This window comes from Pantoea sp. JKS000250 (assembly GCF_003201065.1).
GTDB classification, from domain to species: Bacteria; Pseudomonadota; Gammaproteobacteria; order Enterobacterales; family Enterobacteriaceae; genus Pantoea; species Pantoea vagans.
In genome coordinates this window covers 111,985-131,521 of sequence record NZ_QICZ01000001.1, presented here as the reverse complement: position 1 = coordinate 131,521, position 19,537 = coordinate 111,985, and the positions used below count along the sequence as shown (strand labels likewise).

Here is a 19,537-nt window from a genome sequence, read left to right as displayed (position 1 = left end):
CCATGATTGTTATCCGCCCCGGTAAAGTATTCCGCCAGGCAATATCGCTTTCTTCAGTTCAGTTGAAAGTACCATCTGAATCAGGCTCTGTAGCTGTCGGGCAGTATTGGCCGTATTGGCGCTACTGGTTTCTCCGGCCGCGCCACCCTCAACTGTGACAGGTGCGCTTACAGAAATAGATGTACCGCCGCTGCCACCGCCATTACCTATCGCACGCACACCCAGTGAGCCATCTGCCGCACGCGTCAGCGGCATAATCGCTTCAGGACCCGCCTCACCCATCAGGCCAGCACCTTTAGCGAAGGCAAACAGCGTCGGAGAACTGACAACTGATCCGCTGTACTGGCTCAGGTCATGGGACTCATATACTCCGCCTTTAGCGTTAAGCGTCAGGTTGTTGTAGGAACCGCTGCTGAATGAGTTATTCGCTGTGCCACCGCCAGCCGACGCAGCGCCAACAGCAGCGCCACCGACTGAACTGACAATGCCACTCACTAGATTAACCGCAGCCATCTGCAGAGCGACTTTGGCGATCATGCTGAGCACTGAGGATGCCCAGTCTTTCCAGCTGGCTTTGTTCCCCATCAGCATGGATGAAACGTTATCCAGCGCACTATCCATAGAGCTGCTGACGACGCTTGCTGCTGAGGCCGAATAGTTTGATGATGTGTCCAGCCAGTTCGCGAGCCCGTCACTTACGCCGCCCATCCAGTCAGACTGCATGGCATCCATGCTTTTGTAATAGTCTTCCTGAATTTTCAGGCGGTCGCTCATGGCGATGCCGATAGCGCTGGTTTCACGTTCATAGAGGGATTTGGTGATGTCACCAGACTGATACTGCGTCTGCAGTTCACGCTGCTGATCGAGGTATTCCCGCTCTATGCTCAGGCGTTCCTTCATGCGCTGGCGCTCTTTATAGCCCTGACCGGCCCCCTGAACGTCAATATTCAGCGATGATTTTGCGTTGCTGTTCTGCGCCTGCAGGTTTGCAACGAATGCCGCTATTTTGGCATTTTCCTCATTCGCCTTTTTGACCGCATTCAGCCGGTCAACTTCCTGCGCCAGAAATTCCAGACGCTTCTGCTGTGTGGCGTTAAGCCCCTGCAGTTTTCCGTCAGCAATATCAAACTGAAGTTTCTGCTGTTCGGTCACGACAGCCGTCTTTTTACCGGTTGTGTCAATCAGCTCAATCTGGCGCATATAGCCACGCTCAGTAGCCTTGAAAGCAGACTCCAGCTTTGCAGCTGCAGTGTCTTTTTTCGCCTTTGGCGGCTTGCCGTTTGTTTCTCCCTTATCAAGCCCGAAGTCCAGTAGTGAAGAAGCTGTTCCCGGTGTGACCTCAGGCGACACTTTGATGTCTTTAGGCTGCTTATTTAGCTCTGCCAGGCGTCCGGTTAGCGTGGCGATTTCGTCAGATACCGCTTTAACACTATCGTCCTTGCCCATAATCCAGCCCAGAAAGGTCTGGCTGCCATCGTACATTCCGTTGCCGCGACCTTTTGTCGTGCTGTTCAGGTAGTCAATACGGGCCTGAATCTGGTCTGGATTATCCATATCCACGCGATTACCCAGCGCGGCCATTCTGTTACCGGAAGCGGATGCCAGCTTTCCTGCGCCCGCCGCAGCCTTAATCAGCCATCCGGCAAGCTGTGCCACCTGACTGACCAGGTCAGCGATTCCCTGCAGAACCTGTGGATCGGTCAGCACATCATGAATGTCTGAGAGAGAGTTATTCAGCGGACTCAGGTCAACGTGCGCCAGCCCGGCTGCAATCTCCATCTTCAGCCCTTTTACCTGCGCCTCCATATCCTGAAACAGGGTGTTGACCTTAATCAGATCATCAATGGATTGCGGATCAGGCGCGACGCCATAATCTTTCGCCAGCTGAATGAACTGAGTCAGCTTTGCGTTGTTGTTGTCGAATAGCGGAAGAAGTTTTGAAAGGTCATTGCCCAGGCTTTCAAGGATAGTGACCTTGCCTGCGTTGGTGCTGATTTTGCCCAGCGCCTCGCCAATCGCCAGTAACTGCTTGTCGGGTGCTACCTTCGACAACTTATCGGCAGACAGGCCAAGCGAGTTAAGTGCATCAACGGCCTCCCCTGACTTATTCAGGACCGCATCACCGATTTTATCGCTGAGGTCTTTAAAAATGTCCGCCATGTTGTCGCCAGCGACACCGGCTTTCTCAGCCGCGAACTGCCATGCCAGCAGCTCCTGAGTGGACATTTTCAATGACTTCGCCCACTGGTCTGTGGCATTTACCTGTTCAGAGGTTGATTTCAGCAAAGCGAAACCGGCTGTGCCTGCCGCGAGCGCTGCCGCCTGAACCGCGCCGCCCACCGAAAGCAGTGCGGCAGAACTGGTAGCGGCGTCTTTCTGGACCTGCTTAGCCCACTTTTCAGATGCACGCTCGGCCTTGTCCATACCTGAAACGAAGCCGCCCACTTTTGCAATCAGGTCAATCGTCAGCGTGCCAAGTGATTTTGAAGCCATAAATTCTCCGTCTGGCGGCTGTTATCCCCAGCTGGTCATGGCTTCATTAAGTGAAATCGGCTCATCAGCAGCAGTGACTTTTGTGAAGTGCAGAGTGAAATCGGTCGGGCTGAACGGCGGCGTTTTCGAATCCCGGTTCACGTTAGCGATGATGCTTGCCACCACCCCTGCGCCCCACTCGGTGCGCATCATGGGGTTCAGGCTTCCGTAGCGTTCCCGGTATTTTGCCCAGAGCTGCGACTCTTTGAAGGTGATCGTCTCACGCGCTTCGGCGATGGTGCTCCCGCCGATGCCGTTGAGGACGAGCTCGCACCAGAATTCGTCTTCGGCGCTGAGCTCGAAGTCTTTCCCAGGTCGTTAACTTCCTGAATGACCACCAGCAGCGCAATGGTCAGCGCACCGTCGAGAGAGCCACGCTCCGGGTCAGCTTCACCGGTGATGTCAGCGGGGGTGAAAACGGGTTTGCCAGACTCATCACAGATTGATGCTGCGATGCGGCCTGCCACACCATCTACTTTGCCGCCCATCGCAAGCACATCAGATGTGGCGGTGTGATAGCCCATCGGACGTACATATACGGTCGCTGTGAACTCTTTGTCGCCCTGCTTCCAGCTGATTTCTTTTTCGACCGGACGCCCGGTAAAGGCACCGGCGGTTTTAAGCGTATCGAGTGTCAATTTCATCGTTTATTCCGGTTAATAAATCAGGGGCAGAATCGCCCCTGAAATCAGGCAGAGGCAGCAGCTTTAGGCACCCATACAGCAGAGCCAGAGCGCTGAATGGAAGCAGAAGAAGAGACGACCGTGTTGGCAGCGAAATCAAAAGGGAAGTCGGAGACATAACCTTTGAACACAAACCATGTGCGGCTGTCAGGCAGCGTCAGCCCATCTACTGCATCGGCAGCGCCATCAGCAGCGGCAGCTGGCGAAGCGGTTCCATCTGACCAGCCAATAGCAAAGGTCAGATCCTGATCGTCTTCAGCATCAGAAATAGACAGGTTATAAAGCATGATGTGACTGGTGTTTTTCGGGTCCGCATTCAGCGTCAGGGATGCTGCACCCGGCGTGCGCAGACCACGCTTATAGGTCCGATCCAGTCGCTCGGAAAGACAGGTGTCTTCAATCTGATCGGCAGGGTTGCTGCCGGGTGAAAATGCAGTAATGCACTCAATTTCGCTCACCGCGCCTTTTGCGAGCACAAAAAGCTGTGTGCCTTGCGTCAGTACAGACATTGTTATCTCCGGTTATAAAAAAACCGGCACAGGGCCGGTGGGTGAATAGTTCAGTCAGCGCGGCACTATCCAGTCAACATCGAATGAGTACCGGTATCGTCTGGTTATATTGTCGCGGGTTTGATCGCCCCATCGGGTGATGTAGGCGTGGGGTTCTATGGCATCACGCAGCGCTGCGGCCACAGCAATCGCTTCTTCAGGTGTATCAGCATAAACATCAACCTGAAGCGTGAACGTATCCGTATCAGGGCGCTGAGCCAGGTAATTCTCCGGCTCACCAGTAATGTTCTGCCAGACAGCATAGGGGTAAGTGACATCGTCATCCTGCTGACCAAAGGGATACAGTCGCAGGCTTTCACCACCAATCAAAGAATTAACTTCAGGACTGGCGCTGCAGACGGGAAAAATGGGTGCTATCACGGTGACTGCCCCTTCTTACGGGCGCGTTTAATTGCCCGGTCAATTGCCAGTTCGTACTCGGTGCCAAAGGTATTAACGACCTGATCGATACTGCTTTCAGCTGCAGGGCGCATGAATGGCTGCGCCTTCATTTTTTCCGTGCCGAACTCAAGCAGTCGCCAGTGGGGAGTAGGTGCATTCACGCTTTTGTCGGGATGTTTTTGCAGAACCGCGCCGTGCGCAACGCCAATGCGAAACCCAAGGTTTCCCGTCTGTTTGAACAGCCTTCCGTTCCAGCGAAGCGCAACGTTATTCGCGATACTCCTTCCCGTTGACATATCATCCAACTGCCGGGCATTGGCTCTGGCTTTGTCAGCAATAACATTTCCAGCACGACGCAGTGCGGCCCTGCCACCCTTTCGCCTGAGGTCATCGCTGATTTCACTCAGCTTGCCCAGCAGTGAATCCATGCCCGTCAGGTTAAAATCAACGCCATCAGCCATCATTTACGCCCTCTGAGCACGGAAGCGTCAGGTAATCACGACCGCTTTTATCGTCAGCCAGAACACCTTCAATGTTATAGATTTTCCCGGCATAAACGATGCGATGCTTCGGTGTCACATCGCTGCGAAAGCGAATGGTGATACGTGTGGTCACTTCACTCTGTGTGGCCTGTGCCGCGACAAACTCCCGAGCAGACAGCGGGGCAACCTCCGCCCACAGCGTTGCGGTTTCCTGCCAGGAATTAACGACAGCGCCTGTTGCAGGGTTCTGGGTTTTGACAGGCTTCTGGAGCGAGACGCGGTGACGTAATTTTCCGGCCTGCATAATCACCCCTTAGTCGCCCCGCTAAGATATGTCGGCGCTGGCATGTCATTGTCTGAAACGTCAATGACTGACTGATAAACCACGGCAGCAAGAGCCTCGTTTGATTCAGCCAGGCGGTTTATCGCTTCGCTCTGCGACTTCATTCCCTGTGCGACCTGATGAAGACTCTCTGCCAGCTTCTCCAGCGTGGTTGCCAGCAGGCTTTCCTGTAATTCTTTCATTAGCGAGTGCCACCATTTTTTTAAGCCATTCGCGGCGCTTCTGGCATCCTGAACAGGCCATCAGTGCCACTTACGGTGCCGGTATAACAACGCCTCCACACCAAACGGGATTTCAGACTGGCTCTGCCCGCTTGCTTCACGGTTTGCATAGTAATGACCGATAAGCAGCAGCATCGCCTGCCATATTCCGGAAGAAAAAAGAACCTCGCGCGGAGGTTCATCGTTCTCTTCAGGAGGCGTAAGCTGTACAACCAGAGAGCCGTCACAGTAATGCTCGACGAAGTCAACTGACGCTGCGGCATACCCCTTAATCAGGTCGTCTTCATCATCGTGATCAACTCTCAGGTGCGTCTTTATCTGCGCCATCTGCTGCGGGCTTATTTCCACCTTTCACCACCTTTTTTGCAGGTCTGGAGGAATTCTCCTCTGATGAGGCATCTTCCAGCGCTTCAGCCAGATGCAGCCCGACCAGAGCCTCACCGATTTCTTTTTTAACCACCTTAATCTCGCCCTGAGAAACAGTGCCGAGATGAAAGTGTGAGAACATACGCAGGGCTTTAATCTTCATGTCTGTAAACGCGGCCATTGCTGACCGCGCCCTTCAGTTATGCGCCGCCAGCGGCAACGGTGATATCGCCGGTCACAATGGCGGCAGGACGATAGTGCGCAAGCGCCAGACGCTCTTCACACAGAATGGTTAGCATATTTTTCACGAAGTTATCGCGATCCTGATTGCTGATTTCAACGGTAGCGTCCATGCGGTCCCACACCTGAGAAGCCAGGCCAAACGCGCCGACTGTGAATTTACCTGCTGCCTGAGCGGTCGTTGAAACAACCGGCAGACCCCACAGCACTTTCGAAGCGAAAGCCTGAGGGCCTCCGAGGATATAGTTGCCGTTGGCATCCTTCAGCAGCGCGATGCGGTGCCAGTCAGCCGGGTTAAGCACGATACCGTCCGCTTCAAACTCGCTCAGCGACACCTGATAGATAGCGTGCGCCAGAACGTCAGCTCCGGTATCACCGGTGGCATTGAGTGCCGCTTCGTATTCGTTAGCAACCACGTTCAAACCCTGAAGATTGTCACCAGTGCCGTCACCGTTGAGCATCTGGTTCTCTTCAACCAGTGCCAGACCGTACATCATGCGGGAGTTGATGTAAGACTGCAGGGCTGGCGCGTCATCCATAATCTGACGTGATGCCTGAATCCAGTGCGCGATGGTTTTCACGTTCGCGGTTTCTTTAGTGAAGGTGATGTTGCTCTCAGGCTTCAGCGTACCTTCAGCTACCGGCGCAGCCGCATTGGTGAATACGTTCTCACGGACATATTCGAGGGCATTGCTGGAGATGCGGCCCTGTGACAGCAGGTCTCGAACGGTCAGACGACGCAGGCCAGGCATAAGAATGCCCGGATTCTGTTGTGGCAGAACGAGGCTACCGGCAGAGGTGATGCCGGAACCGATCGCCTTGTCAAAGCTGGTCACTTTTGCTTTGGTACGTGAGCCATCCCAGCCTTTGATCAGGTCTTCAGAGACACGCTCTGCAAATGACTTCTGAGCGGTCTGATCAGGTGAATTGCCTGCCAGCTTCTGCTCAAGATCAAACAGGCGGGTGCCCGTAGTCTTCAGCTCGTCCTGTGCTTTTGCCAGGTCAGTCTGAAGCTGCTGGTTAATCTGGCCGTTTTCGTTGATGGATTTACGCTGTTCTTCGATGAGCTGTTTCACTTCTTTCTGTGAATTCTCAATCGCTTTTTCAAGAGTGGCTAATTCAGACATGTAATGCTCCGTTATGCGTTCCGCAGGTTAGCGGCAAAGGAAGTTATGCGCTGTGCAAGCGCGTCAATGTCGCCGCTATCGGACTCGCTCCGACCTGCGGACTTAACACTGGCAAGAAATGCCTGTGCTTCTGCACGCGAAAGCCCTGCTGAATCCCTCAGGAAAGCTTCCGCGTCTCGAATGGTTTTGATTGTTTCGATGCTCTTCATGGCAGACACGCCAGCAAGCTCGTTAGCCGGGAAGGTGCAGACGCTGATCTCCCGTAAATAGGAGATGTTTTTAAAGATCATTCCCGTAGTACCGATGCTGTAATCGTCTTTTGATACGGAAAATCCGACTGACATACCTTCAACGGTGCCGTGCTGCATCGCGGCTTTAAGATCAGATGAAGCGCTCAGGCCCGGCGTTAACTGACCTCTGACAAAAAGCCCCTTTTCATCCTCTTCCAGCGTCTCCCACTTACCAACCGGCACTTCAAAAGTGCGGTGATTAAAGAACATCGCCACCTTGCGGCTTTGCGTGGCCAGCGTGTTTTTGAAAGCGCCGGGAAGAATAATGTCGCCGTCAGAATCAGTGTTGTTAAACACAGAGGCGTAGCCTTCAAAAATTCCCTGACTGCCATCGCCTGCAAACTTGATTTCCGCCTGGTTAAAGGACAGCGTTTTCTGAATGTCCGGCATTTAAGCCCCCATAAAAATTAAGCCCCGTCAGTGCGGGGCTTAGTGTTTGTGCCGAGGTCGGTAATGGGTATATTTTGTGACTGGCGGGTTGCCACATCACCGCCGGGGAGAGGCGGCAGGTTGTCCAGCCTTCGAACTTCGTTCACCGTGCGGATGCCGGTATTAACCATGATCTGCATAAAGGTGGCGCGACTGGCAGAATCACCGCGCAGCAGGCCATCCAGATTGTGCTCGGCATGAATCCTGCCCTGCTCAGCATCTTTGACCAGCCATCGCTCAATGCTGTATTCCCAGCGATCCAGATAGGGTTTCAGCGTGTACTGCAGAAAACCCAGATTCTGCTGTTCAATCCCGCTGCCCCACGAGGTGGATTTATCAACATCCCCGACCAGATGCGGGGGAACGCCGTAAAAGCGTGCCAGCTCTGCCACCTGAAACTTACGTGCCGCCAGAATTTCTGAGTCCTGAGGAGAAACGCCAATTGCCTGAGTGGTAAAGCCGCTTTCCAGAATCCAGAGACGCTTTTTAACCGGGCCACCAGCGATCTCTTTAAAATTTTCCTCCAGCTGCCCGCGCTGCTCTTTGGTCAGCACCTTACCGTCAGTCATCAGTATCTGCGGGGACTTGGCACCGTTGGCGAAGAACTCACGCTGATTATCTTCCATCGCTATTGCAACGCCTGCCGATTTCGCACTGAAGGCCAGAGGCGACAGGCCAACCAGGCCATTGAAGCCAAAGCCTTTCAGATGGAAGATTTCTTTAATCCTGAAATCGGCGTATTCACTGTCACGCTTGTAGCGGTAAATAACGGTTTTACCGTTATCGCTCAGGCGCACATCCATATTGGCACTCATCAGCGGAACCATGCTGATCACATCGCCCACGCTGTTTCGCTCAACATGAGCGTATGCATTTCCATACGCGCAGAGCTGCATTGTCATGGCCTCGCGAAACTCAAGCGCCGTCATGAAGTTGTTGGGCCTGAATCTCAACAGTCTCGCCAGCGGGTTCTCATTTCCAACCTTCTTTCGCTGGTCGCTCACCGTTTCGAATACGTCCAGAGGGAGGGATGCAGTGACTGTGGAAATTAAGCGGATGCAGGCCCACACTGTGCTGATCTGCATATTGCGTTCGTCGGTAACAACAGAATCCCCCACCACGCCGTGTGCGGACGTACCTGCCATCTGTGAACCACTATCTGGCGTCACCAGGCGTCCACCGGTAAGAATAGAGGCCATGCGTGCCCAGAAAGGCGACCGCGTTCGCAGGTCAATGCTGTAATCGGTATCTGCCATTTTAAACGCTCAAAAAGTTATAGATGAAGTCGTCAACGTCGCCCTGCTCTTCCACCTCATCACTGTTCTGCGCACCAATCGACATCGCCAGCGCAACCATGCCATCTATTCTTCCGCTGGATTTACCCTTAACAAACTTGCGATTGCCTGCGGGATCGGTGATGACAGTTGCGTTTTTGGCGCACATTTCCAGAATCGGGTGGTTACCATGCTTCAGCTGAGCACCAAGAAGCTTTGTTTCCAGTTCGCGCAGCGCAGGAGACATAGAAACAAACCCCTGACCAAACTCTATAAATCGCTCAAGTTCAGATTCGGTAAACCCGGCATCAATCAGGTGCGGACGAAGGAAACGCATGTTGTAGCGGTCAAAAGCGATGGCCCTGACGTTGCAGTTGTCAAAAAGTTTTCTCAGCTCTTTTGCGATAAAGGCATACTCAATAGCCTTACCCGGTGTCGTGTTCAGGTAGCCCTGTTTCGCCCATATATCGTATGGCACTCGGTCGTTACGGGCCTTGTCAGCCAGCCCTTCTGCAGGGAGCCAGAACTTACTGTGAACATCACCTTTGGCAGAAGTCAGTACCAGCGCAGTCAGGTCAGACACGCTCGACAGGTCCAGACCGCCCCAGACGGTGACCCCGTTCAGATCATCAGGCTCTTCTTTGTTCATGTGCCAGACGGTCTGGCTGACAAAGGGGCTTTTAGCCTCGACGCGCCGGTTGAGTACGAGGTTTTCAAATTCGGCCTGTCGTGACGGCAGGCGTTTGGCACTTGCGGCCATGTCCAGCACTTCCTGCTGATTCATGAAGACATCAAAGGCAGGATTGGCTAAACGGATTGCCTCAACTGAGAACGGGTCAATATCTTCGGGTGCGGTATCTATCCTGACCACCGTTCGCGGGTCAGCCCCGGTCAGTCCGTCGTCAATCAGCAGGCTAAGCAGATCACTGGCGTCCGGTGCCTGCGTACTGATAATGATGGATATAGGGTTTTCCTGAGCTGCTGTCGCGGTTTCCAGAGCCTCATACAAGGGATCACGCGGACCACGAACCTGACCCAGCTCATCATGGGCAACGAAACGCGGTGAAAAACCATATGCCGTGGTTGCCTCTGCGCTGAGGGCGCGATAATAGGAACCGAGGTCCGGACAATGAATCTCTTTTGCTGAGTCTTTTATGGCAACGTACTGCATGAGCACAGGGTTCATGCGGCACATTTTTGATGCCAGATTGAACAGGATTGCTGCCTGATCGCGGGAACGGGCTGCAGAATAAAGCTGTGAGTTATGGGCGGCTTCAGGCCCTACAAGGTAGAGCAGCATCAACATGGCAGTTTCAACAGTTTTGGCGTTCTTACGCCCCCTGGTGATAATGCCGCGCCGGGTACCGTGAACGTTATCGAAAATAGCCCTGAAGTCATCCTTCATAAAAGGGGCCATCTTCAACGGCTGACCTACAAACTTTCCTTCAGGGATAAGGATATGCTTTTCACACCAGGCAATATTTCTTTCAGCTCTTGTCAGAGTTTTTTTAACCATCAGCTAAGAGCCTCAGTCAATCTCCCAGGGCTTTTTATCTCGTGCAAGATTGTTGTTTGCACGGCCCACCGTTTTAGGATCGGCGGTTGCCTGCCGGGTAATTCTGAGCCGGGTTGCCAGCGATGATGCAGAGCGGACTTCCCGTTCACGCATGGTGAGCAGTTTGTCATAGCGCTTCAGGCCGTCTTCACGCGATAGCCACTCAAGCTCGAACTCATCAATCTGCATTGTCAGCAATCGCGACTGAACGACATGGCGGCAGTACATTTCCATCATGTCACGGTGTGTTTCTGTAAACGAACTTGCCGGGTTGTCATTTACCAGCCTGACCCACACGTTAATCTCGGGGTCGCTGAGATGAATTGACGGCTGCAACCTGCTTTCAGCCAGGGCTGGCAGCGAGACAGCAGATGTCGCAGCCAGAGACTTTCTGCCTCGCTGTGCCATTACTTTTTCCTTTTTTTCTGGACGTTTTTAAAAAAGAAACTGAGGGCGCGGTCTTTAAGATTTTGCTGCCAGAGTTTTGCCCCTCCCCCCGTGCCTGCCACAAGGATAATGATAATAGTTATCAAATGGGCATCGGCGCACCAAATTGGTGCCGTCGGCTGACTTCAAATGATATTGATTATCACTTCTCGATGATTTGCAGGTTCTCGCGTGACAGGCTGGCAGGAACCAGGCTCTTACCGATACCAATCGGGATCGACATGCTGACCGATGGCATAGTCCCACCCAATTCATGAGTGAACCCGATGGCTGTAACCGAATTGAACTGAATGCCGTCGATACTGAACTCAATCAACTTGCCATCTTTATATTCAATCTTAAGGTCTTTCATTCATTTCTCCCGTTACCAGATAACGCGGCCATCATCGTCGAACTCAGTCACTGTTCCGCCATTCTCCAGACGCTGCTTCACGGAGTCATGACAGCGCTTGCAAAGTGACTGCAGATTGTCGGAATCATGGAACAACTCAAAATCGCCTTTGTGTGGCGTGATGTGATCAACAATAGATGCTGAGATAACCTGATTGCGCCTGAGGTGGAACTCACATAGCGGTTGCTTCTGGAGCTGGTGATAGCGAAGTCGATACCAGCGCTTGGAGTTATAGAGGTTGTGCCAGAGTGAATTGCTAGCCATTAAGCGTTTCCTGCTGGCTGGATGTGTTTAACCCTCGGCAATGGTGAGACCACCAGCCTATGATTAATTGTGTTTATGCTGAAAAGTGAACTCAGTAAGCTCAGTTTTCAGAACAAAATAAAACCGCCCGTAGGCGGTCAATTACGTACCTGTTTCATTAATTTCTTTTGGAGGCTAATGCTGAACTCATCAGACCATGTTTGAAAAAAATCTGAGTATGTTTTGAAAGCCGATAGGGCATCCCCAACATCAGCGTAATTACCATTGATAAACCCATCAACAACATCCTCACACAGCATCAAATTAGAACTACACTCCTGTTTAAACTCAATTAAATCAGCAAAGTAAATGGTTAGCAGTGTCTGCATTCGGGTGTAGTTATCCCCATCTGTATAAGACGACAGCAAGTTGAGCCTTTGCTCAGGTGTAATTTGTTTCCTTAATAATTTCTCGCCAGTGAGCAGATGGGCATGGCCTGAAGTAATCCATTTATCAACACACAAAAATAGTTCTTCCCCTTTATCGAGAAAGAGCTTTTTGCTTTCCCTGACCTTTTCGTGATCTATTTGAAGTTGTAGTCGCTGGTTATTCTGATTGTTGGTTAACCAAGCATTCAATATGGCAAACCCACCAGCTATCAAAGCCGACAACAGTGCAGCGCTGGCCGCAATAATAGCTGTAGCATTTTTGTCAAACCATTCCATTTAAGCACTCCTTTTTGAGATGCACTTAGTATTAATGATTTAACCCCAACTTAGCAACGCTTCTCAGCGTGGCTAATCGCTAATACTTATTGGAGAATTTTGCGATAATATTTTGCCTTACTGATCCTAAAGATCGGTTTCTGCATCCAAGAAACCGCGAATAGCGGAATCAGAGATATGACTTAGAGGCTGCTGCAGAAAAGCCGACCCTTCATCATCTTCTTTTTTCCAAACAAAGCGTAAGCCAACATCCCATATCTCCACTCTCAAGTGGCCTTCAGGAAAGTACTCTTTTGCGATTTCATAAACTATGCTGATACTGATTGATTCGCCTGACATGTGACCTCCTATTCTGACGAATACAACGTATCACCATCAGGCGCATTCGCAAATGCGCCTTGTGATAGAATCAGCATTAAAGATTCAGGATGTCCTGCAGGGATGCAGATCAGCTTACTTTTTTGAGAATTATCAGTTTGATTTCAATGTCTTGATGATATCTTTGCTAAGTTTGAAAGTAACTTCTTCTCCCGTTCCGGTCGTGACTACATATCGAAACTTAGAGATGGTACCTCCTGCGTTTTCTATAAATCCAAGAATTTCACTTTTCCACCTCCCAAAATCTTTGAATTCTACAAAGAACATGGCCGATTCGCCATGCTCTAACTTTTTTGGAAGTTTTTGGGAAGCGGATGAATTGAATAACATAACTAGCTTTTGCCTTCCTCCGCACACCCATGTTATCGAACTGATAACTACAGGATAGACACCGATATTCGCCACATTGATACTCAACCCCATCATACTAACACCCGGTGAAGGAGCTACTATGGTAGTACCACAGGTAGCTTTAATCCGAGGTGTAGGTTTTCGGTTAGCTATATATAGTGAGGTAACTACTGCTAAAAAGGTGGCTGCTCCAGCAGTCCAGGTTGCAAACATCATCCAGAGAGTCCATTTCGCTGTTTCTTGAGCGGCTATCATAGTTTCAAGAGCAATAATATCAGTGTCCATTCTATACCTTCCAAAAAGATTGAAAGGGTATATTAATACAACAATTGCTCTTAATCGTAATCTAAGATCATTGCAATTTTAGGTCGAGTTTTCGAATTGCTGATCGGTCAATATTGCACCGCCAAAGCACGCCATAAAGTTCTGCATTCAACGCCACGCTGTCACCGAACGTCATAGATTCCGGGACAACTGGCACTTCAATCTGACTGGTAAGTTCAGCCGGCAGGTTTAACTGTGGCTGTTTTACTGTCCGATACTCCACCAGCGGCTTTTGCTGCGTCCCGCAGCCTGTCAGCAGCATCAAGGGGAACAGGAGCAACAGCACACTTGTCCGCCGCAAGGTAACGCTTAATTTCATTCTGTAGTTTCCGGTTCTGCTGGGCTGTTACGGCACGCTGCTCTGCAACCTGACTCATCACATCGTTTTGCTGCTTAACCGCTGTTACAAGCTCAGTCACGCTTGATGCCAGGCCATCATTTTTGGAACGCAGGTCGTTAATCTGCTCGTCTTTGCTGTTTGCCAGCTTCTCAAGCCTGTCGTTTGTTGCTTTCAGCTGTGAGTTGCTGGCGTTCAGACCCCACAGCGCCACGCAGATAAGACCGATAATGATCAGGCCTGAATTGTTTCGGATAAAGCCGATTACGTTGAACATAGAATCCCCTTAGATTTTGATAAGCGGGATTTCCGGTCGTCCAGACCATTGGTGCCACCGTTAATGATTCTGGTGATGCGGATAACATCATCAGAATCAGCCAGCTCGTTCAGGCCGTTATTCTTCCACCATGCCGCCGCAGACATCGCAGCAAAGCGATAGCCCAGCAATAAATCAGGATTATCCACCACATCAGCGCCAAGCTGTTTCAGCAGTGCTGCGTAGTTGGCTTTGCCGGTAATCTGAATCAGGCCACGACCGCGATAGCGGTATCCATCCCCCGAAGCAATATCACCATTGCCATTACGGTTTGCGTAAATGATGCTGGCGATCATCTTCTGGTTAGCTGCATGCATCGCATTACGACCATAGGCGCGGGCCTGCTCAGCGGTGATGCGCTTGCCAAACATCGCAGTCAGCGCGTTCTCGCTGTAGTTCAGTCCCTCTTCAACCTTCAGGAACCCGGCTGATTCATGCCCCGTCTGCGCCAGAAAGTGAGCCTGGCGTAATGGCGTGCTTATCTGGAACGCTGAAAGGCTTGCCGCGATATGTGGAAACCAGGCATCACGCAGCGCATTGCTGACGCCTGTCGTGAGCTGAAAACTACTGGCTGTCAGCATTACTGTCTCCCAGTCGCTTATCTATCTGGCGGCGTATCTTCGTTGACACGTAGTCAACACCGAGGAACCCAAGGAAGACCGCAGCAACCCGCGTAATGTCTTCACTGAAGTGCCAGTTAAAAACCGAACCAATTACCTGCAGGCTTGGCTGCAGGAAGAAGGCGAAGACGCTGCACATCGCTGCATCAAGCAGGCGGCGTGACCATGCGTCTTTGCCAACGTAAGTGGCTCTGAGAATCGCCATGACTCCGGCCAGACCCGCATAGCCGGTTTCGTTTTTGTGGGCGTAAAGCCAGGCAATCAGGCTTGCCCAGAACCCAACGTCTTTGTCCGGCATGCGTTTCATCCTCACCTCCGTTAATTGGCAGGTGCTGTCGGTAGTCAGAAGAAAATTGCGCAACGCCACGGCGTCAAAAATGTGTGTGGAGACTGATTGGCGTGGGCAAAAACGAAAAAGGCCCACCGAAGTGAGCCTTTGAATAGGATATTTAAGCTGTCAGGCAGCGACTAATTCAAGCCGCTTACCCAGCGCATTCAGCGCTTTTTGAACCGTATCTATTTTGGTCGAGTGGTGCAGATCGAATATGCGCGTCACTTCCTGCTTTTTAACTCCCATGCGTGAAGCCAGCTCAACCTGAGTTAAGCCGGAAGCAAGAAAAGCATTAAGCAACAGCACCTTCGCCGACACACTCGCCGGAACTTCTACAAAATCGCCGGTAATCGGACCCGGTGCCGGGACTGGCTGGTTATCTTCAAAGTAGAAATCAAACGAAGTAACCAGCGCATCTAGCCCCATTGCTAGCGCTTCCTCACGCGTATCGCCCTGAGTATGCGCCTCCGGTATATCCGGGAACGAAACCACATATCCGCCGTCACACGGCTCAAGATTAATCGGGTATCGCATATCGTCTTAGTGAAACTTCGCGAGAACCAGCCCCGGAGGGCTGGTTAATTATTTAAGGCCTAACTGCTTCATTATGGCCTTTCGCAGTGGTTCTTTTAACTCAGCGCCGGGATGCCTCGGCATTACACTTCGCTTCCCGTTGTATCTCAGCTTCAGATGGTTAGTACCGTTTGAAACTTCGACTCCCTGAGATTCAAGCCACCGCCTGAACTCGCTCTGCTTCACTACTCCTCCTGTCTGTTGAACATGGAACTATAGTAATCATTTATGCTTACCACGTCAACATTATTGTTTACTCAGGAGCGAAATAAATGTTTTTTATGGAATAGGGCCCTGACGCGAAAGCGGTAACTGCCTTGCCCGTCGGCAACAGGGTTAATCTGCCTATACCCTATAAGGGATAAGAATATTTCTATCCCTTATAGGGTATATTTTAAAATAAAAAACGCCTCCAGACTGGTGAGGCCCGAGGCGCTTTGACATCCACATTTGGAACTGACTTTTAGCAGATAAGCTGCACTGCTTGGTAATCGACCTTATCAGATTACTAAGGAAAATGCGGACCGCGTTAGAGGTTTTTTAATATTTTTTTTCGGCGTCAGTTCGTCGTCCATATCAAGCCGCACATCGAGCATTGCCAAGCATCCCTCAATAAAGCCTTCGGCCATCTGAATTTCAATTCTGACTATCTTTTCATCACGCTTTGCCTGCTTAGCTAGGGTGCGCTTTGAGATATTGAAAAAGTAATGAAGCACAATGATCGCATGCTCATCCGGGCGCTTAGCTTTGAGCCGTGACAGGCAACCTTCAATAATCAGCCCGTCTCCATCGCTACATGTAAGTGTCAACTTTGATTCCTGCGGAAGCAGCCCTTTAAATCCAGCTGCGATTGCAGAGTAATCGACACCGCTGCTGTCTGATTTAGCCCATCCCGCCCAGCGCTCTAATACCTGTGACATGTCACGCATAGTTATTCCTCTCCACACACTTTATTTTTTGTCTGTCCCAATCACTCCGATTGCAATCGCGTGATCGAGGAACCTGAACAGCAGCTCAATCTGACTGCCGTACTTTGCTTCAAACGCTTTCATATCCCGGTGCAGTTCATCGTGATGCGCTCTGCATAGCGGTATCACGAATAAATCATGCGCCTTGGTTCCCATTCCCCCCTGTCCGTGTCCAATGATGTGATGAGGATCGTCAGCCTGCCTGCCGCAACATGCGCAACTCTGTAACTTAACCCATCGCGTGTACTTCTCATTCTCCCAGCGCTTACGCTTAGGGCGCTTCATGAAAGATTCTGGTGATTCCGGGTCGGCACGAAGGCTGATTATCTTTTTGACGACCAGAGCTGCGTCCTGAATCACCTCGCGGGCAGGTCGCGCTGGAACAATGCAAGCCTCTTTCAGCTCGCCAGCCTGGACAGGCTCTTTCGGCATACGCAGAACGCGCCGGGCCGGTGCCTCCGGTATCAGATCAATTACATCATTCAGGGTCGCCCACCAGCACAACTCTGGAAGGGTCAGAAGGTGATCCACTGGTAATGCCAGCTGGTGGCACGCGGCACGGATTATCCAGAGAGCGGTATTGCCCTTTGCGATGCTCTCAACCTTACCGGGCACACCATTTTCCCTAAACTCATTATCGTGGCTGTAGCAGAGAGACACCAGGCCGTTTTCAGTTTCTGACACAGTAAATTCATGATGATGCCACGTACCAGGCTGCTCCCACTGGCAGCAGCTAAAAGATTGGACGAAGGATGCCAGCGCATTTAGCCCACCAGCGGCCTTAACTACACGTTCATGACTGAAGAAGGGAATCAGTGAGGGCTCATCGAGTAAAGGCTGTGTGCCGTCATTCAGGCGGCCTGATGGCATGTCTGCCATATCCAGTGTCGGCGTGCTGATTACCACCCTGCCCTGAAAGAGCCTTAACAGCTCAGGACCAGGCTTCAGCAGTACGATACCTGTGAGCGGTGCCACCTCGGGTGTGAGTAATGCTCTCATGCGGCCACCTCAATGCACGGTGTCGAGTACACGCAGGAGCTCAGAAAGTTTGGTCCCAAGAAATAAGGCTGGCTTTTAATAGCCGATACAGGGATTTCTGTATCGCCCAGAAGTTGAACGAGTTCATTGGTCTGTTGAAGGTTACGCAAAAAGGATGGCTTATAACAGCGTTTGCCGCCTGCTGCACGATGAAGTTCATTAAGGCAATAACGGTCAAAGTTGTCCTGACGAACGGAAACCCCATCAATCACTAAAAGCTGATTCATGCTTTCTTCTCCACACACTGTTTCAACCGGCCCAGCCCCATCATCTGCAAATGAACGGGACCAGCCTTTAGAAAAGGGCATCTGCAAATGCCCAACATTCTAAATATTATAATTGGTAGAAGATTTTTTCACCACAAAACTTAAATCAATATTTTCATTTCTACTTAAATTATCTGTATGCGTATCGCCTCAGATTCTACTTATTTTTTCTATTAAGTTTTCTTGCCTTCTTCTGTTGCTTTCTCGCACTTTTTTTTGGTTGCTTTGAATTGACGCGTTCTTTTTTTTCCATTGGAAAATCCCCTGACATTACTGGATATTGATATTCTTTTCCTGAAAATTCTTTCACCCTGTCAGGTCGAAGGATATTGAATTCATGCCTGTCATTTTTAGCATTTTCGTAGTCCTCTTCTGCCCATGAAGTAGTATCTAAGTAAACCATGTCTTCTCCACCACCTCCGTTCCTAGGCTCAGTTACAATTCCTACAACAAAATCCAATGACGGATAAAGCAATTTTGTTGATGTGCAATAAATGCGAAGTACTTCCTGCCTATATTTTCGGTAATCTTCATAATTTTCGGCTTGCGGAGGTATTGGCTCCAAAAGCCAAACATAACCAATATTAGGCGTAGTTGGGGATACCATCACGCGGACAGCCCGAAAGCTAGGGTCTGATGATGTAACTTTTTCAAGGATAGATTTAGATAACACCCTACGCGCTACCCTTCTCTCTGATGCCATCGATTTCAATCCCAATATGGCGTCTGACAGAAGTGTTTCTTTATCGTAGATGAGTGTGCCAGCTAATGCATGCTTACCGAAATGATCTATAAAACCGTCCCAAAAATAAGATACTTTATCTTGCTCCTTGCCTCTCTTATATTGAGGAAGGCTTGTTAAAGAATCATAATGCCCTTCCAGAATAAAGGCTCTTTGATTATTCTCAATATAAAAACCCGGATCTCTTCCAGGCTGCGAACTCATAAGATAATGAGCAAGAATTTCTTCTTCTCCGGCTGCACTTCCAAGTAGACCAGAATTTATGAATTTTTCTTTTTTTTCGATATAATCGACGAAGTCTGAGATTGTATCTAACTCATTAAGGATTATATCCAAGGCTACATCATCGAAAACATGTACAAAATCTTTATTTGCAATTGGATGACCGATTGTGAAAGGATGTTCGAAATGTTCATTGCCAGAAATAGATGGATCTACAATCAAACTGCCTGAGCCACCGACTAAATTTGAAAATCTTTTGGAAGCATTTTTAGCGACAGCAATACGATGAACTTTAATTTCATCTATTGTAGGTATTTTAAGAGGGAATGGTATAGTGCACTTTTTATCTAAAAACAACCGACCAGGTCTTTCTTTGATCCAGCTTTCTGCTCCATATAATTGGCTCGCTGATTTAATGACGGCTTTTTTAACCCAACGACCCCAATCAACACTAATATTACCTGTATCTTTAAAACCTATATCTTTATCTGAAAATATTATCACATGTTTATCAAAAACAACTAACAAGTCACATAATTCCTTGCCATCACCATTAGCGTTTTTCTTCCCTTCGTCGGTATATACATTGGGATAGCTCCATAGATTAAGAAATGATTTATTGCAAAGATCTGCTAAATACCTTTCAGATTCATTCATTCCATCTTGCTTTTGCAGTTCCGTCATGTCGATCTCCATCAAAAGTCTGACCTAAAAACCTGAAAAAATTAACTTATATTACTTTAGTATAAACAACGGCTTAGTCTCACCTGAAA

Annotated in this window: 29 protein-coding genes; all 29 read right to left on the bottom strand. The window is 50.0% G+C overall.

The features are described from left to right. Positions 1–9: 9 nt before the first annotated feature. The 29 genes from BY447_RS00750 to BY447_RS00620 all read right to left on the bottom strand — a co-directional run bounded on the left by BY447_RS00750 (position 10) and on the right by BY447_RS00620 (position 19,448). Positions 10–2,493 (bottom strand): phage tail tape measure protein, encoded by a 2,484-nt coding sequence (locus BY447_RS00750; protein WP_110330232.1) that lies wholly within the window; start codon positions 2,491–2,493, stop codon positions 10–12. 21 nt (positions 2,494–2,514) lie between these two features. Then, a complete protein-coding gene (locus tag BY447_RS23320) occupies positions 2,515–2,685 on the bottom strand; it encodes a phage tail assembly protein T (RefSeq protein ID WP_199226910.1) in 171 nt (56 codons plus the stop codon). Positions 2,686–2,690: 5 nt separating this feature from the next. After that, positions 2,691–3,176 (bottom strand): phage tail assembly chaperone family protein, TAC, encoded by a 486-nt coding sequence (locus BY447_RS00745; RefSeq protein WP_110330231.1) that lies wholly within the window; start codon positions 3,174–3,176, stop codon positions 2,691–2,693. A gap of 44 nt (positions 3,177–3,220) precedes the next feature. After that, entirely contained in the window at positions 3,221–3,724 is a 504-nt protein-coding gene (locus BY447_RS00740) for a phage tail tube protein (RefSeq protein ID WP_110330230.1), read from the bottom strand. Positions 3,725–3,778: 54 nt separating this feature from the next. Next, positions 3,779–4,144 (bottom strand): DUF3168 domain-containing protein, encoded by a 366-nt coding sequence (locus tag BY447_RS00735; RefSeq protein ID WP_110330229.1) that lies wholly within the window; start codon positions 4,142–4,144, stop codon positions 3,779–3,781. Next, positions 4,141–4,626, bottom strand: coding sequence for an HK97-gp10 family putative phage morphogenesis protein (locus tag BY447_RS00730; RefSeq protein WP_110331889.1), 486 nt, complete (start codon positions 4,624–4,626; stop codon positions 4,141–4,143). The genes BY447_RS00735 and BY447_RS00730 overlap by 4 nt, the downstream gene beginning before the upstream one ends. Then, positions 4,619–4,951 (bottom strand): phage head closure protein, encoded by a 333-nt coding sequence (locus BY447_RS00725; protein ID WP_110330228.1) that lies wholly within the window; start codon positions 4,949–4,951, stop codon positions 4,619–4,621. The genes BY447_RS00730 and BY447_RS00725 overlap by 8 nt, the downstream gene beginning before the upstream one ends. 2 nt (positions 4,952–4,953) lie before the next feature. Beyond that, complete coding sequence (locus BY447_RS23130) at positions 4,954–5,172, bottom strand: hypothetical protein (RefSeq protein WP_146210976.1); 219 nt, start codon at positions 5,170–5,172, stop codon at positions 4,954–4,956. 60 nt (positions 5,173–5,232) lie between these two features. Continuing rightward, positions 5,233–5,559: a head-tail connector protein gene (locus BY447_RS00720; RefSeq protein ID WP_323859472.1), complete on the bottom strand. Its 327-nt coding sequence runs from the start codon at positions 5,557–5,559 to the stop codon at positions 5,233–5,235. Next, positions 5,507–5,758: a hypothetical protein gene (locus BY447_RS00715; RefSeq protein WP_110330226.1), complete on the bottom strand. Its 252-nt coding sequence runs from the start codon at positions 5,756–5,758 to the stop codon at positions 5,507–5,509. Before BY447_RS00715 ends, BY447_RS00720 begins: the two co-directional genes overlap by 53 nt. A 19-nt stretch (positions 5,759–5,777) precedes the next feature. Beyond that, positions 5,778–6,944: a phage major capsid protein gene (locus BY447_RS00710; RefSeq protein ID WP_110330225.1), complete on the bottom strand. Its 1,167-nt coding sequence runs from the start codon at positions 6,942–6,944 to the stop codon at positions 5,778–5,780. A gap of 11 nt (positions 6,945–6,955) precedes the next feature. Next, positions 6,956–7,624, bottom strand: a complete 669-nt coding sequence (locus BY447_RS00705) for an HK97 family phage prohead protease (RefSeq protein WP_110330224.1) — start codon at positions 7,622–7,624, stop codon at positions 6,956–6,958. A gap of 17 nt (positions 7,625–7,641) precedes the next feature. Further along, the gene (locus BY447_RS00700; RefSeq protein WP_110330223.1) at positions 7,642–8,919 is read right to left on the bottom strand and encodes a phage portal protein; all 1,278 of its coding nucleotides are present in this window, start codon (positions 8,917–8,919) and stop codon (positions 7,642–7,644) included. Position 8,920: 1 nt separating this feature from the next. Then, positions 8,921–10,453 carry a terminase large subunit gene (locus tag BY447_RS00695; protein ID WP_110330222.1) on the bottom strand — a complete coding sequence of 511 codons (1,533 nt, stop codon included), beginning with the start codon at positions 10,451–10,453 and terminating at the stop codon, positions 8,921–8,923. A 12-nt stretch (positions 10,454–10,465) separates the two neighbouring features. Then, positions 10,466–10,900: a hypothetical protein gene (locus tag BY447_RS00690; protein WP_110330221.1), complete on the bottom strand. Its 435-nt coding sequence runs from the start codon at positions 10,898–10,900 to the stop codon at positions 10,466–10,468. A 181-nt stretch (positions 10,901–11,081) separates the two neighbouring features. Beyond that, positions 11,082–11,291 carry a serine acetyltransferase gene (locus BY447_RS00685; protein WP_110330220.1) on the bottom strand — a complete coding sequence of 70 codons (210 nt, stop codon included), beginning with the start codon at positions 11,289–11,291 and terminating at the stop codon, positions 11,082–11,084. A 12-nt stretch (positions 11,292–11,303) separates the two neighbouring features. Continuing rightward, positions 11,304–11,594: an HNH endonuclease gene (locus tag BY447_RS00680; protein ID WP_110330219.1), complete on the bottom strand. Its 291-nt coding sequence runs from the start codon at positions 11,592–11,594 to the stop codon at positions 11,304–11,306. A gap of 137 nt (positions 11,595–11,731) precedes the next feature. Beyond that, positions 11,732–12,298 (bottom strand): hypothetical protein, encoded by a 567-nt coding sequence (locus BY447_RS00675; protein WP_110330218.1) that lies wholly within the window; start codon positions 12,296–12,298, stop codon positions 11,732–11,734. 126 nt (positions 12,299–12,424) lie between these two features. After that, positions 12,425–12,637 (bottom strand): hypothetical protein, encoded by a 213-nt coding sequence (locus BY447_RS00670; RefSeq protein ID WP_110330217.1) that lies wholly within the window; start codon positions 12,635–12,637, stop codon positions 12,425–12,427. 132 nt (positions 12,638–12,769) lie between these two features. Next, a complete protein-coding gene (locus BY447_RS00665) occupies positions 12,770–13,312 on the bottom strand; it encodes a hypothetical protein (protein WP_110330216.1) in 543 nt (180 codons plus the stop codon). A 215-nt stretch (positions 13,313–13,527) separates the two neighbouring features. Beyond that, positions 13,528–13,965, bottom strand: coding sequence for an Rz lytic protein (locus tag BY447_RS00660; RefSeq protein WP_110330215.1), 438 nt, complete (start codon positions 13,963–13,965; stop codon positions 13,528–13,530). Then, entirely contained in the window at positions 13,953–14,585 is a 633-nt protein-coding gene (locus tag BY447_RS00655; RefSeq protein ID WP_110330214.1) for a glycoside hydrolase family 19 protein, read from the bottom strand. The genes BY447_RS00660 and BY447_RS00655 overlap by 13 nt, the downstream gene beginning before the upstream one ends. Continuing rightward, positions 14,569–14,931: a phage holin, lambda family gene (locus tag BY447_RS00650; RefSeq protein ID WP_082668175.1), complete on the bottom strand. Its 363-nt coding sequence runs from the start codon at positions 14,929–14,931 to the stop codon at positions 14,569–14,571. The genes BY447_RS00655 and BY447_RS00650 overlap by 17 nt, the downstream gene beginning before the upstream one ends. Positions 14,932–15,081: 150 nt before the next feature. Further along, a complete protein-coding gene (locus BY447_RS00645; protein WP_110330213.1) occupies positions 15,082–15,489 on the bottom strand; it encodes a type II toxin-antitoxin system HicB family antitoxin in 408 nt (135 codons plus the stop codon). A gap of 48 nt (positions 15,490–15,537) precedes the next feature. Next, positions 15,538–15,714: a type II toxin-antitoxin system HicA family toxin gene (locus BY447_RS00640; protein WP_052271421.1), complete on the bottom strand. Its 177-nt coding sequence runs from the start codon at positions 15,712–15,714 to the stop codon at positions 15,538–15,540. A gap of 314 nt (positions 15,715–16,028) precedes the next feature. After that, on the bottom strand, positions 16,029–16,457 hold the full coding sequence (locus tag BY447_RS00635; protein WP_110330212.1) for an antiterminator Q family protein: 429 nt from the start codon (positions 16,455–16,457) through the stop codon (positions 16,029–16,031). A 21-nt stretch (positions 16,458–16,478) separates the two neighbouring features. Next, positions 16,479–17,495 (bottom strand): DUF968 domain-containing protein, encoded by a 1,017-nt coding sequence (locus BY447_RS00630; RefSeq protein ID WP_110330211.1) that lies wholly within the window; start codon positions 17,493–17,495, stop codon positions 16,479–16,481. Further along, complete coding sequence (locus BY447_RS00625; RefSeq protein WP_199226909.1) at positions 17,492–17,761, bottom strand: hypothetical protein; 270 nt, start codon at positions 17,759–17,761, stop codon at positions 17,492–17,494. The genes BY447_RS00630 and BY447_RS00625 overlap by 4 nt, the downstream gene beginning before the upstream one ends. 196 nt (positions 17,762–17,957) lie before the next feature. Further along, complete coding sequence (locus BY447_RS00620; protein WP_110330210.1) at positions 17,958–19,448, bottom strand: hypothetical protein; 1,491 nt, start codon at positions 19,446–19,448, stop codon at positions 17,958–17,960. Positions 19,449–19,537 lie beyond the last annotated feature (89 nt).